This window comes from Holtiella tumoricola, assembly GCF_027857615.1.
In the GTDB taxonomy this organism is placed as follows: domain Bacteria; phylum Bacillota; class Clostridia; order Lachnospirales; family Cellulosilyticaceae; genus Holtiella; species Holtiella tumoricola.
Window position 1 is genome coordinate 81,421 of the sequence record NZ_JAQIFT010000061.1, and the last position, 14,068, is coordinate 95,488.

At 28.2% G+C, this 14,068-nt stretch carries 11 protein-coding genes; all 11 read right to left on the reverse strand.

Going from position 1 to position 14,068, the window contains the following annotated elements; all coding sequences use genetic code 11:
• Nucleotide 1: 1 nt before the first annotated feature.
• From rfbD to PBV87_RS17200, 11 genes are read right to left on the reverse strand one after another with little or no spacing between them, the layout of a single operon-like run.
• Nucleotides 2-919 (reverse strand): dTDP-4-dehydrorhamnose reductase, encoded by a 918-nt coding sequence (rfbD, locus tag PBV87_RS17150; protein WP_271013091.1) that lies wholly within the window; start codon nucleotides 917-919, stop codon nucleotides 2-4.
• Nucleotides 920-930: 11 nt separating this feature from the next.
• Nucleotides 931-1,884 carry a glycosyltransferase family 2 protein gene (locus tag PBV87_RS17155; protein WP_271013092.1) on the reverse strand — a complete coding sequence of 318 codons (954 nt, stop codon included), beginning with the start codon at nucleotides 1,882-1,884 and terminating at the stop codon, nucleotides 931-933.
• Between the two features lie 27 nt (nucleotides 1,885-1,911).
• Nucleotides 1,912-3,039: a dTDP-4-amino-4,6-dideoxygalactose transaminase gene (gene rffA / locus PBV87_RS17160; RefSeq protein WP_271013093.1), complete on the reverse strand. Its 1,128-nt coding sequence runs from the start codon at nucleotides 3,037-3,039 to the stop codon at nucleotides 1,912-1,914.
• A gap of 27 nt (nucleotides 3,040-3,066) precedes the next feature.
• Nucleotides 3,067-3,402 carry an EamA family transporter gene (locus PBV87_RS17165; RefSeq protein WP_271013094.1) on the reverse strand — a complete coding sequence of 112 codons (336 nt, stop codon included), beginning with the start codon at nucleotides 3,400-3,402 and terminating at the stop codon, nucleotides 3,067-3,069.
• Nucleotides 3,395-3,748, reverse strand: coding sequence for an EamA family transporter (locus tag PBV87_RS17170; protein WP_271013095.1), 354 nt, complete (start codon nucleotides 3,746-3,748; stop codon nucleotides 3,395-3,397). The genes PBV87_RS17165 and PBV87_RS17170 overlap by 8 nt, the downstream gene beginning before the upstream one ends.
• Complete coding sequence (locus PBV87_RS17175; RefSeq protein WP_271013096.1) at nucleotides 3,738-4,886, reverse strand: ATP-grasp domain-containing protein; 1,149 nt, start codon at nucleotides 4,884-4,886, stop codon at nucleotides 3,738-3,740. The genes PBV87_RS17170 and PBV87_RS17175 overlap by 11 nt, the downstream gene beginning before the upstream one ends.
• Before the next feature lie 10 nt (nucleotides 4,887-4,896).
• Nucleotides 4,897-5,895 carry an NAD-dependent epimerase/dehydratase family protein gene (locus PBV87_RS17180; protein ID WP_271013097.1) on the reverse strand — a complete coding sequence of 333 codons (999 nt, stop codon included), beginning with the start codon at nucleotides 5,893-5,895 and terminating at the stop codon, nucleotides 4,897-4,899.
• A 17-nt stretch (nucleotides 5,896-5,912) separates the two neighbouring features.
• Nucleotides 5,913-6,857 carry a glycosyltransferase family 2 protein gene (locus PBV87_RS17185; RefSeq protein WP_271013098.1) on the reverse strand — a complete coding sequence of 315 codons (945 nt, stop codon included), beginning with the start codon at nucleotides 6,855-6,857 and terminating at the stop codon, nucleotides 5,913-5,915.
• Nucleotides 6,858-6,869: 12 nt separating this feature from the next.
• Nucleotides 6,870-9,023, reverse strand: a complete 2,154-nt coding sequence (locus tag PBV87_RS17190) for a hypothetical protein (RefSeq protein ID WP_271013099.1) — start codon at nucleotides 9,021-9,023, stop codon at nucleotides 6,870-6,872.
• 11 nt (nucleotides 9,024-9,034) lie between these two features.
• Nucleotides 9,035-10,120: a glycosyltransferase gene (locus PBV87_RS17195; protein ID WP_271013100.1), complete on the reverse strand. Its 1,086-nt coding sequence runs from the start codon at nucleotides 10,118-10,120 to the stop codon at nucleotides 9,035-9,037.
• A gap of 21 nt (nucleotides 10,121-10,141) precedes the next feature.
• Nucleotides 10,142-14,053, reverse strand: coding sequence for a glycosyltransferase (locus tag PBV87_RS17200; protein ID WP_271013101.1), 3,912 nt, complete (start codon nucleotides 14,051-14,053; stop codon nucleotides 10,142-10,144).
• Between the last annotated feature and the right edge of the window lie 15 nt (nucleotides 14,054-14,068).

Here is a 14,068-nt window from a genome sequence, read left to right on the forward strand (position 1 = left end):
CTTATCTATCTTCACTATCTAAATAATCTTCTAATGCTTCTTCCCATGTCCTAAATGTATTTAAGCCATTTAACTTAAGCATAAAGTTATCTAGTGAAGAATAAAAAGGTCTTTTAGCTGGCCTTACAAACTGTTCACTCGTTACCTTATTTAATTTAATCTCAATTTCTTTAATTTCAAAGATCTTCTTAGCAAAATCATACCAAGAACAAGTTCCTTCACATGTACCATGATAAGTACCATAGTATTCTGTTTGAATAAGGTTAACAATCGCTATAGCTAAGTCCTTTGCATAAGTTGGATTACCAAATTGATCTCCAACAATACTAAGTTCTGTATTTGTTTCTGCAAGTTTAAGCATTGTACGTACAAAATTGTTGCCTTCACCATAGAGCCATGCTGTACGCACAATAAAATATTTATGACAAAGAGAACGTACAAGTTCTTCACCCATAAGCTTGCTTGTCCCATAAATACTCTGAGGGGCTACCCCATCATCTTCTCTCCAAGGTCGGCTTAATTTAGCTCTTTCAATACGCTCACTTAATACATCTTCATATGCTATATCTTCTACCATTACATTATTGAACTCTCCACTAAATACATAATCTGTAGATACTTGTACTAATTTTGCACCTAGCTTCTCACATACTACTGCTAAGTTACGAGCTCCTATAGCATTAATTTTATAAGCATTTTCTATGTCTTCTTCACATTTATCAACAGCTGTATGTGCTGCACAGTTGATCACTACCTCAACCTGCTCATGTGTTAACTTCTCTTCGACTTGCTCTAAATTTGTAATATCTAAAGTATCATAGTCTGTACTAATGACTTCAAAGACATTGCCTAGTTTTTTAAATTCTTCTTTTAAGGCCAAGCCCAGTTGCCCATTACTACCTGTAAGTAATATCCTCATAGTGACCTCCTTTATTTTTCCATCAACTTAGCGTACATATATTTAAATGTATTCTTTACCAGTAAACTTTCAATTTTAATATAATTCCTAATATGTTCTTGTCTATAAGGTACCTTTTTCACTTGCCTTAAAGTCTTCAATCCTTCTCTAAAACCTTCTGCATACTCTTTTCCAAAGCCCTTTTTAATAAAGAAAATATATTTAATTAAGTATCCTATGCATAAAAAAGGCATATTAATAAGCAACTGTAATAAAGGCATATTTTTATAAGGTACATAAATATTATTCCTTGCAGCTAACTTTACTTTAAAGGCATTATATTTACTTCCTGATGTCGCACTCCCAATATGTAAAACTTTCGCTTCTGGGCAATACATATTTTTATATCCATAAATACGTGCACGATAACTAATATCTACATCTTCCATATATGCAAAGAATTGCTCATCAAAATATCCTATTTTTTCAAAAATAGATTTCCGATAAAGAGCAGCGCCAGCACAAGCACTAAATACTTGTTCTGATGCTTTATAGGTATCTACCTTCTTACCATCACCTCTCTTATATGCCCATCCGAGTAAATTATACTCGTCTCCTGCATCATCAATTAATGATGGTTCATGATATTGTATCATTTGACTACAAACAGCAAAAGTTTTTGGATCACTTTCCATACATTTCAAAAGAGCTTCTATAAATCCGTCATATATTTTAGTGTCATTATTTAATAGTAAAATATATTCACCTTTGGCCATTTTGATACCTTCATTAACTGCTCTGCTAAATCCATAATTTTTATCAAGTTGCTTAAATATAATTTCAGGATATCGCTTTTTTATATCATTATAGTCACTGTCCGTAGATGCATTGTCTACAATAATAATTTCTAATTGTCCTTTAATTGCTTCTACACACTCAGCTAAATATTTTATTCCATTATAATTAGGTATTATTATTGAGATCATCTATACCACCTATCTACTCCTTAGGTTTTATCTGAAAAATTCTTTAATCATTCTAACAATATGTTCCACTTCTTCTTGTTGTAAACCATAATATAATGGTAATCTTACTAAACGTTCACTCTCTTTAGTGGTATATTCATCTTCTCCATGAAATACACCATACTTTTTCCCTGCTGGAGCACTATGAAGAGGAATATAATGAAATACTGTTTGTACATCATTTTCTTTCATATATGCAATAAACTCTTGTCTTTGCTTTATATCCTTTAATTTTATATAGTACATATGAGCGTTATGTACACAGTCCTCTGGAATATATGGAAGTTGAATCATCCCAGACATTTCTAATTCTTTAAGCTCTTTATTATAAGTATTCCATATATTTAATCTAGCTTCATTAATTTTGTCTGCTTCTTCTAATTGAGCATATAAATATGCTGCATTGAGTTCACTTGGTAAGTAAGAAGATCCATAATCTACCCATGTATATTTATCTACTTGTCCTCTAAAGAATTTGCTTCTATCTGTACCTTTTTCTCTTATAATCTCAGCTTTTTCAATATACTTATAGTCTTTAATCAGGAGTGCTCCACCTTCTCCCATACTATAATTTTTAGTTTCATGAAAACTATAGCATCCAAAATGTCCTATAGTTCCTAAAGCTTGCCCTTTATAAGTAGACATTACACCTTGAGCTGCATCTTCAATAACAAACAAGTTATACTTTTGGGCAATTTCCATAATCTTATCCATATTACATGCTACTCCAGCATAATGCACAGGTACTATAGCTTTAGTTTTATTAGTAATTGCTGCCTCTATTAATTCTTCATTTATATTCATTGTATCTGGTCTAATATCTATAAATACAATTTTTGCTCCTCTCATTACAAAAGCATCCGCTGTAGACACAAATGTAAATGAAGGCATAATCACTTCATCCCCAGGTTGAATATCTGCTAATAAGGCTGTCATTTCTAAAGCATGTGTACATGAAGTCGTAAGTAATGCTTTTTGTATATCAAATCTTTCTTCTATCCATTTATTACAACCCTTAGTAAACTCTCCATCACCACAAATTTTATTATTTTTAATAGCTTGTCTAATGTATTCTACTTCATTTCCAGTAAAAGGAGGTAAGTTAAAGTTAATCATGTTATTACTCCCATCATTCATATAAATTTATAAATTAAATATTATAATACCAATAATAATAATAATGTTTCCAACTATTTGCCTTTTTGTTATTTTTTCTTTTAAAATAAGAGCTGATAAAACTAATATATAGATATATCCTGTACTTTCTACAACAGGAATAAATTTTAAATCTACATGTTTTAATAAAATGGTATTAATAATCATGACTGCAAAAAATATCCCATATGCTCCTATAACTAAAGGATTTATAATTTCTCTAATTTTAGATTTATGGATTTTATTAGTACTTATTTTTAACATAATCTGAGATATGGCAGAAATAAATACCATAATTAAAATTAAAATAATATATTTATTCATGTCTTACCACCACCACAATCCCTACTATAATAATGAGTACTCCTAATATATTATTAAATGTAATTGCCTCATTAAAAATATACTTTGCAAATATCAAAGACCATATAATAGTAATAGCTTTTAACGAAAAAGCTATATTTAAATCTAACTTTTTAATCGAAATCTGCCATAAAACTGTATATACTACCATTGCAAATAATTGTACTCCAAAAAAGAGAAAAAATCTTATGCTTAGAGGATTATTTGTTAATGCATTTATTTTAGCTACTACACTACTTGAACTATATATCAAAAAAGCTAAATTTAATACTATAAAAATCCCTATCTTTTCTTTACTAATTTTCATTTATCAATACCTTCAACACTTCATTTAATAAAATTTCATTATTAATCTGTAATAGATAGTGCCCATATCGATCTGTACTACTCTTAATAGCTTGATTAGTAATTTCAATTTTACCAATTTCATAGATACATTCTTTATATTCTTCCTGGATTTTATTTAATTGCTTTTTATCTAAGTCTGAAAAAATAAATTTTACAAGCGCAAAATTATTTTTTTGCGTATTTAATTTTTCTGGCTCATTACCTAAAGATACATCTATAATAGCCTTTAAAAAATCATATCCGGTTGAAAGTTGAACGAGATGTGAGCCTATATAATCTCCACCCATTCTAGAACCTATTTCTATTACTTTAATTGCGCCCTCTTTGTTAATTTTTAATTCCGTATGTGCTGCACCAAATTTAATATCTAGTGCATCTAAAGCTTTAAATGTAATTCTTTTTATCTCTTCTTTATCAACCTCTTGATTAATAGCTGGTTGTAAATGCATTGTTTCAATAAAATGTGGGCTTCCTGTTGTAAACTTTTGAGTTATATTAAGTAATTGATGCTCGCCTTGGAATGAAATTGTTTCAATGCTATACTCATTACCATCAATATATTCCTCAATAAGTATTTCTTTATCAAATGATTCTTCTCTCGCTCTTTTTATAGCACTATCAAGCTTCTCTATCTGCTCTACCTTTGTAATGCCTCTACTCCCTGAGCGATCTGTGGGCTTTATAATAATGGGTGGCTTAAAGTCATATGCTAATTTTTCATGTTCTGATAACTTAATAAATTTTGGTGAAGGTACATTACATTCCTCAAATTTTTTTCTCATTCTGTATTTATTAGTTGATACCAAGGTACATTCTTCGCTATTTCCTATTAAATCCATTCTATTAGCAACATAATTAACAGTATTAACAGCTAGATCTGAACCGGCTGTTAATACTGCATCTGCATTAATTTCTTTACAAATTTCTAAAATCTTTTCTTTTTCTGTTATACTAATAGGATAAAATTCATATGCTATTTCTTTTGCAACAGCACCTTCTGCCCATGCTATTACATGACTTTCATATCCTAATTCATTAATCTTTTCTACTAAGGGTAATTGAAATTCATTAGCCCCAATTACAACAATCTTTTTCATTATAAGCCCCCTAGTTTTTCACTCTACTCTGTATTAAGAAATCATAACTATGCTTACTAAGTTCTTTCTTATAGTCTTCCATCATAATTCTGTAGTCTTTATATTCTGGAGTATATCCAAAATCTTTATGTGCTTTTTCAATACTAAATAGGAATGATGTTCCTGTATTTTTCATTTCTGGTCTATACACAATTTTAGATTTTTTATCCTGTGTAAATAAGTCTATAATAACTTTTACTTGCTCTTCTAAAGTTACTGTTTGTCCTGATGTCATATTATAAAGGCCCTTAGCATTAGATGTTTTTAATGCTTTGTAGATAGCTTGTACAACATCTTTAACATATACAATATCTCTTTCTAAGTAAGCATCTCCCCATATCTCAATATCTTCTCCATTAATTGCTTTATCAATAAACGTTTGAATACCTGATTTTTTAAGAACTCCATCAACATAAATACTTCCATGTGGTCCTACTCCATATACCATAGGTAACCTAAATATACAACCTTGCATATCGTACTCTTGATTATAATGTTCTATGATATCTCCTGCTGCATTTTTAGATATAACATATACTGCATGATCACCCGTATAATTAAAGTCTCTTTTATCCTCTTCTATAATAGCTCTATCTTTTGACCATAAATTCTGCACATCTGCATATGTAGTCGTAGAAATTAGCTTTTTAATATTATTTTTTCTACAATATTCTAATGTATTAATCGTACCTTTAATATTTACATCTATATATTGATAAATGTTATAATCCTTAACATTTGCTGGTAATAACCCTGCTAATAATACTACTCCTGATACATTTTCTGTTGGTAATTTTAGAAAATCCTCAGCATTCTCCATACTTAGCTCAATAAATTGAACATTTCTCCCCTTATAATATTCCATAACCTTAGGATTTCTTCCTGTCAGAATAACTTCTTCATGTTCTTCTAATAGTTTTTCTATTAAATAACTTCCAATAAAACCAGATCCACCTATTACAATAATCATTTCTTTTCTCCTCTCATCTAATCTCTATTTAGAGTTTCTTTTATAATATATATTGGTCTATTTTTAACTTCTTCAAATATATTCCCTATATAAATTCCTAATATTCCTATACTAATCAATATTAAGCCTCCTATCAAATATAGAGATACCATCAAGCTTGTCCATCCTGCTACATCTATATGGAAAAATAGTTTTCTTACGATTAATATAAAAGCATAGATTACAGCATAAGCAGAAGATATAATGCCTGCTCCAATAGAAATTTTAAGTGGCTTAATGGACTGTGAAGTAATATGACTTACGGCTAACTTAATACGTTTTTTAAGGCTATACCCTGATTCTCCTGCATAACGTTCTTGATGTGTAATATCTACATACCCTATATCAAATCCCATCCACTTAATATACATGGTATATGCCCTACTATGCTCTCTTAACCTTAAATAATTATCGATTACAATTCTTTTACTTACGCTAAAATTAGAAATAGTAGAATCTGATTGGCTATCTGCGAAGTAATCATAAATTTTATAAAATGTTTTTGATAACAATTTCTTCATCTTATAATCTTGTCGATTAATACGTCTTCCAAAAACGACGTCATAATTATTTGCTATTAGATGATTATACATCGTCACTATATCTTGTGGCCTATCTTGTAAATCACAATCCATTACGACTATATAGTCACCTGTGCTCTGTTCTAGCCCTGCTAGAATTGCGGCCATTTGGCCGTAATTTCTAGCTAAATTAATTCCTTTAATTTTAGTATTTTGAGTGGCTATTTGTGTTATTACTTCCCAAGAGTTCTGTGGACATTTATCATTTACTAATATAATTTCATAATCTATATCCATGCTATTTGTAAATGTTTCAACTAATTCCTGAGTTAATGGTACTATAGCTTCTTTACATCCGTAAACGGGAATAACTACTGATATAATTTTTCTTGTATCTTCCATAACTACCCTCCTTTATTGAGTTATTACTACCAAAGTATAATTTATGTCATCAATCTCTGTTGTTTGATATTCTTCTTGAATATGTCTAACATACTCTACATATTGTGGGTACTTAGTATCTTCTTTATCTATAATAAATCCTGTTATATCCCCCCACTCAATGAATGTAATAAAGTCCTCATAAGTATTTAATACATTTGGATTTCCTATATGACCTGATGCTAAATTATTTAATACTTCTACTCTACTATCTAGCCTATGCAAAATATTTTCATCCCCATTAGCTACAACTCTAATATTCTTGTCCTTTAAATATTCATTAATCTCATTTATTCCTTTACTTGTAAAAAGAGACTCATTCATCTGGATAGATTCAAAATTATTTTTAAATAAATTAAAATCGAATTTTCTAGTCCCCCACTGCCAAGACCAATGGCTTACAAACATAATCCCAAACTGCAATAGTATAAATAAAAATGCGCTTCCTTTAATAATATATTTAATACCTTTTACATTCGCTGAATTAAATATATAGAATATTATTATGATTAGGTTAACCAGTTGAATAATAAAATAGTTTCCATCAGGTATAGGCATAGTAATAAGATAGTATAATCCACTTACAAATAGCATACTATTAAGAGCTAAAATACGTTTCACTGTACTATCCACGTTAAAGTTTTTCCTAAATAATACTAATATAATTAGGTAGAAAACATATCCATTTCCAATCCATGTCATAATAACATGCCCTAAATCTTTTGGATTAAAAAGAGCTTGATAAATTCTATCAAAGATTTGGGCTAAAGTAATCGTTTTTACTCCAATTAGTCCCATCTCATCACTTCCATAAAACGGGTAATTACCACTAAATCCAATAATCTCCCAGATATTAGCTCCAGTTTTATACGTAGGGTATCCTGTCAATAAATATGTTCTATAAATAACACCTAACACTACTAGTACAATCATCGTAAATAGTATAACTAATCCCTTATTGACATTTACTTTATTTAATATAATTTTTTTCTTCATGTACATTACTAATACAATTATTATAAAAGTAAATACTAATATTGTAGTATATAATAGACTTGTTGGTTTACCTCCATATGATAATCCCGCTATTCCAATTGCAAGTATCATAGTTCTTAAATCTTTATTTTTTAGGTATTCATATAAAAGATTATGTGCTGATAAAATCAAAAAGCATGTAAAAATATCTGTTTTAGCTGTAGGTCCCATTCCAATAATAGCTGGTATAGAAAAAATACTTGCTAATGCAATTAATGTTATTTTTTTCTCCATTCCTAAGCTTCTCATAAAACTATATGTCAAAAGGATTAGCATTCCTAAAACAAAAATATTAAAACTATATATAAAACTATAATCTGAAAATCCACTAATAGGAGCATAAAATAGCTCCATTAGCTTAGGATAATAATAAACAAAGCTTACTAAACCTAAATTATCATAAAAAGAATTATCTCCAAATAATACATGGCTAGGTCTTAATCCATACCATATTGAATCATAATCTATACCCCTATTTGATTTCGCAAATTGTACTAATATTAATCCAACTATAAAACTAAATAATATATTAATAATTAGTTCTTTTTCATCTTTGATATAGTTATTAATATCAATAATAATTAATTGTATATTATGATTTATAACTAGAGCTATTCCTGTTAAAACTAACACTAATACTGCTAAATCAGATATTGTTCCTATACCTAATAATGACATTATAATCATGCAAAGACTTACTGTAATAATACCTATTATAAAATCTAAAATATGATTATTTAATGGGGCATTTATTTTTAATTTATCTTTTGTAATATGTCCAATATGCTTAACTCCTTCTAAATATAGATAAGTTATAATAACCGGTATAATAACCCCATTTAACATTAAATAAATAGCTATGGTTATCCAAAATAGCACTACTTTATACTTTCTTTGTATAAATTTTAATATTATTGTTAATAAACCTATAATGATACATACTTCAATCAAACCTTGCCATGATTCTGGTTGTTGTATATGCCATCTATATACTCCTAAAAGTATATTTTTTATAGGAAATAAAATAAATGGTAACAATAATATAGTGATAATAGCATATTTTAATTTATTCGCTTTACTAGAACACTCCATAAGTACTCCTTTTAATTACATAATTTAAATACTACTTCCAAATATTTTTCAACTCTTTTATCCCAATTATTTTGTTCTATATAGCATTTATTTAAGGAAGTTATATTTTGAATATTTTTTGTTCGTATATCATGCATTTGTGCTTCAAATTCTTTTAAATCTTCATAAAAGTAAATAGTTTCATCATCTTCATGTTTAATCATTTCTTTCCATCTACTACATAGCACATATTTATTTAAAGATTTATATTCATAAATTTTCACAGGGTCTACTGCATCTATTAACTCCCCACTCTTAAAAGGAATTATTAAAATTTCCGCTTGTTCAATAATACTAACTATGTATTTATGTTCAATTGGTGGTAATAGATAAATATTAGATGGTAATACTTTTAGCTCATTTTCTTTAGGTCCAATCAAATATATATTCTCATCTTTATTAGCAATAGCATATTTGATTAATAGATCTATATCTAACCATTTACCTATTGTACCAATATAAACTATATTTTTTTTCTTTAGTATCCATTCTTCAGGTATTACTTTATACTTTCTTTCCACTAAATCTCTTGCTACTGCATTGCAAATAACTGTTATTTTATTTTCCTCTATACCGTATTGATTTATCATTTTATCTTTTAAGTAGAAAGAGCTTACTATAATATTGTCTACTTTTTTACATATCTCATTTTCTAATTCTATTATCTTATTTCTATATTCTTTTTCATAGAAATAAGGAATATTATCCATGCAATCATATATGATTCTAGGATTATATTCTAATGTTTTTTTTAAATATTGATATTGAATTGGATGAGTAATAATAATAACATCATAAGGCTTATCAATAATATTCTGTATATAGCATCTATTAATAGTTTCAATTAATGATATCTTAGATGCTAGAGGAATTACATATTTATCATTAACAAATACGTTTTTATTAGCTTCAGGAAATTTATCAATTTTTTGCTTAAAGAAAGGAGTTAAAGAAATATACTCTACTTCTATACCTTCATCTGCTAGGCCTTCTGCTATAAAATGTGGCCTTTGCTTAATCCATTTCCAATTCACAGTTGAAAAATATAAAATTTTCATATCCCTTAACTCCTATTCATTCTATATATTTACACCTTCTCGATATTTATGCGGTGTCCATACAACATTCCATTTTCCTTCAAAATAATTCTTATTATGATTGAAAATTTCTTGATATCTTTTATCTTCTAGCTTCTTAAAAGATGCATTTCCAAAATGATGAATAAAAGTATCTTCTACACAAACTACCTCATATCCTTTTTGAGTGATAGCCATAGAATAATCATCATCTTCAAACATGCCTACTTTATAATTTTCATCTAATAGCCCTACTTCTTCCATCAAATCACGTTTTATTGCCACACAAAACATAGCTAATACCTTTATATCTTGATAGATTTCATTTTGATGTTGGGTAGTATATTGAATTGCAAACTTATCCATCGTTTCTGTAGTTTTATATCCTATGTTGATTTGTGATTCATTACCGATACTATTAGTTACAGGTCCTACCATTCCTATTTTCTCTTTATCTAAATGTTTAATTAAGCTTGTAACCCATCCTCTAGTCACAAGTGTATCATTATTTAATAAAATGATATAATCTCCATGACTTGCTCTAATTCCTATATTATTTCCGCCTGCAAATCCTGAATTATTATCATTTAATATTACTTTTACAACTTCTTGTTCTCTTTCTAATTGTTTTAAATAGTTTGGCGTATCATCTTTTGAGTCATTATCTACAATAATAACCTCATAATTCGGATAAGCTGTTTTATTTAATAAACTTTCCATACATTGTTTTGTATAATGTAAATTATTATAAGTAACTAATATAATGCTAACTAGTGGATGTATTTGTTTTAACTCATCCTCTAAAACTTCACAACGTGCTTGCCAATCATGTGTTTTTGCAAACTCTCTTAGTTCTTCTGGCGATTTTAATGTATCGCGTTCTTCTACACACATTTCAACATATCTTAAAAATGTTTCATTTTCATTCGCTAAGTATACATATTCATCTTTGAATGGTTCAAGTTCAGGAATCTCTGTAGCTACAATTTTCTTTCCTGCACTTAGATATTCATAAAACTTAACAGGATTAGTTGCTTTAATTAAATCTATATCTGATTGGAAAGGAATTAAGCATACATCATATTCCTTTAGATATTTAGGTAATGATTTATAATCTTTTTCTCCTAAAAATTTAACATTTTTGTACTGCTTCAGAATTTCAGCTTCATTACTACTTACATGTCCTATTAATTCTATATCATAATCAGGTTTATTTTTTGCAATATAAGCTATTTTTTCAACATCAAACCATTCCGCAATTGCACCATAATATCCTATCTTAGGCCTATTATCAGTCGCTCTATTTTTTCTATAAGCCTTATTAAAGAATTCAAATTCAGTACCGTTTCTAATAATGGTTACATTATTGCTATATTGAGAAGCTTTTTCTTGAAGAAATAATGAAGTAGCAATAGTTAAATCACTTATTTTAAGTAATCTTTTTGTATGAACTAAAAGTGCACTATTATTTGTTTCTTCAAATCCTGTATAATCATCTATATAATCAAATGCTATTTTAAATCCATATATTTCTTTCATATATCTAGCTACAGGTTCCCAAGTTGGATACTCTACAATAATATTGGCTTCTCTAATATTATATCGGTCCATTATATATCTAATTTCTTTTTTATAGCTCTCATTAGTCAATTGCTCAAATTCTATATCGTATATTCTTTCTCCATACGAATTTCCTAATGTAACTTCAAATAAATTGCTATCAATGTTTTTAACCTTTACATCTGGAGATATATAATTTGCATTAAAATAAAATACACGATGGCCTAGCTTCGCTAAATTTTTAGCTAAATGCTGCGGTCTTTGGAATCTAAAATCCCAATCGATAACTGACAGCAAGATGATATCTTGCTTAGTATATGATTGATTTACTACTTGCTCTTCACACATAGTAATACATGAAGGCTGTACCACTTGTTCATTTATATCTTCTATAATATTTTTACACTCTACTACTTTATTATCTATTGAATTAGCCTGCTCATTAGTAACCATTTCTAAGTTTTTTTGTAATCTTTTCTTTTTAGCTACTCCATGTATCCATTTAGTTAGTGGAAATTTATCTCTAATTCGATAATATTTTAAACCTACTCTCCATAAGTGTGAATCATAAATTTCTTTTAAGGTTTCTTCATAATTCTTTATTTGAGCTTTAGTAAAATTAATTTTTTCTTCTTTATCTTGACAACTTACAACTAGCTTTTGTATCTCATCATTTTTCAGACTAAGTTGATTAATGTTATGATTATTTACTTCTTTTAATTGCTCTATTTCTTTTTGTAAATAATCTAATTGATTTTCTTGTTCCTTTTTTTGCTGTAATCGTACTTCATCTGCTTCTGCCAACTGCTCTAATATTCTTTTTAATTCATTATCTTTTTCTAATACCTCTAGTTCTTTTTGCTTTAATTGCTTGTCCATATATTCATTAAGCTCTTTTATCTCATGTTTATATCCATTTACTTTACTTATTAAATCAAATTTATCAGTTTTGTATTTGATTTCATCTACATTTCCTGTATCAATTTCAAGAGATTGTTCTGATCCTTCCATATCAACTACATACATTTTTAAGTAGAGTTGCTCAGTAGGCAATAATCCATTTTTATTCATCTCATTTAAATATTGTATATATTCTTTACTTTTATTTCCTACCGAAAATAGATAATTTGTTAGCTCTTTTGCCAAATATTGTGTATGTATAACTTTCATACCTACACTATTTATAATACATTCATAATTATCTCTTAGATACTCATAATCATATTCCCATTCCTCATGAGCCATTTTATGATATCTAAATAACAAATATGGTAATGATTGAACATTAGGTACTAAAAATATAAAATATTTTGCACCTATTGTTTTAATCTGTTTTAATAATACCTTGAGTTCTTTCTCATCAAAATGTTCCAATACTCCGCTATTCCATATTACATCTTGCGTTTCTATATCTTTTAATTTAAAGAAATCTTGCTCGTAATAAGTCGCTTCAATATTATATTTTTCACATACTTGTTTAGATTTTTCTATTGCTACCGGACTAAAATCTAATAAAGAAATATTATATCCTTTTTCACCTAGCATAGCGGAAATATGTCCACTACCACATCCTAATTCAAGAAGCTTACTTCCACTATCGATACCTAATTTATCTAAAACATCAGTCATTTTATTAGCAATTTCAATATCTGAATTTGTAATCTCTGTAATATAGCCTTCAGCAACACGGTCCCAAATTCTAACTTTATCATTATTTGTTTTATCCTTCATAACCGTATTCAATGACTCCTTTTCCTTATTCTTATAAATCACAAGTATTTGTTTTCCTTCCCAATATCTAGAAGCATATTGTCTACAATCAATAATCTCACTTGCTACAAGATCAAAATCACCTATTTTTTTTGGAAAACTCTCTTTTTCAAAAGTAAATAAGTGACTCTCACATCTTGTATATTCTTCAAATGGCACCATACATATAAAATATCTTTTACATTTTGCTAATATTCCCTCTATCATACTTATTGGATTTTCAAAATGTTCTAGAGTATTAGATGTAAATATAATATCAAATGAATCTATATCATTAATACTTCCTTCTAAAAATTCTAGTTCCTTATAAATGCTTTTTGCTTTTTTTATAGCTTCACTTGAATAATCAATACCTGTGATCCTTGATTCTGTAAATGCTTGTTTTAGTATATTTGTTCCTTGTCCTAAGGCACATCCAAAATCACAAATACTGTATTTGTTTTCTATAATGTCCTTCTTTATAAATGTAGAGATGTGTTCCAATGCTATATTAACAAAAAAGGTAGTCTGTTCTTTTCCGCTATTTTCTTCCCACTGCTCTTGAAAATATTCATTCCACCATCCTAAACTATTTATTTCATTCATAAGTCTTCCTTTCTT

Bases quoted from the DNA above. Each gene is read 5' to 3' on its own strand.
- rfbD (WP_271013091.1), bottom strand. From the start codon at position 919: ATGAGGATATTACTTACAGGTAGTAATGGGCAACTGGGCTTGGCCTTA.
- PBV87_RS17155 (WP_271013092.1), bottom strand. From the start codon at position 1,884: ATGATCTCAATAATAATACCTAATTATAATGGAATAAAATATTTAGCT.
- rffA (WP_271013093.1), bottom strand. From the start codon at position 3,039: ATGATTAACTTTAACTTACCTCCTTTTACTGGAAATGAAGTAGAATAC.
- PBV87_RS17165 (WP_271013094.1), bottom strand. From the start codon at position 3,402: ATGAATAAATATATTATTTTAATTTTAATTATGGTATTTATTTCTGCC.
- PBV87_RS17170 (WP_271013095.1), bottom strand. From the start codon at position 3,748: ATGAAAATTAGTAAAGAAAAGATAGGGATTTTTATAGTATTAAATTTA.
- PBV87_RS17175 (WP_271013096.1), bottom strand. From the start codon at position 4,886: ATGAAAAAGATTGTTGTAATTGGGGCTAATGAATTTCAATTACCCTTA.
- PBV87_RS17180 (WP_271013097.1), bottom strand. From the start codon at position 5,895: ATGATTATTGTAATAGGTGGATCTGGTTTTATTGGAAGTTATTTAATA.
- PBV87_RS17185 (WP_271013098.1), bottom strand. From the start codon at position 6,857: ATGGAAGATACAAGAAAAATTATATCAGTAGTTATTCCCGTTTACGGA.
- PBV87_RS17190 (WP_271013099.1), bottom strand. From the start codon at position 9,023: ATGGAGTGTTCTAGTAAAGCGAATAAATTAAAATATGCTATTATCACT.
- PBV87_RS17195 (WP_271013100.1), bottom strand. From the start codon at position 10,120: ATGAAAATTTTATATTTTTCAACTGTGAATTGGAAATGGATTAAGCAA.
- PBV87_RS17200 (WP_271013101.1), bottom strand. From the start codon at position 14,053: ATGAATGAAATAAATAGTTTAGGATGGTGGAATGAATATTTTCAAGAG.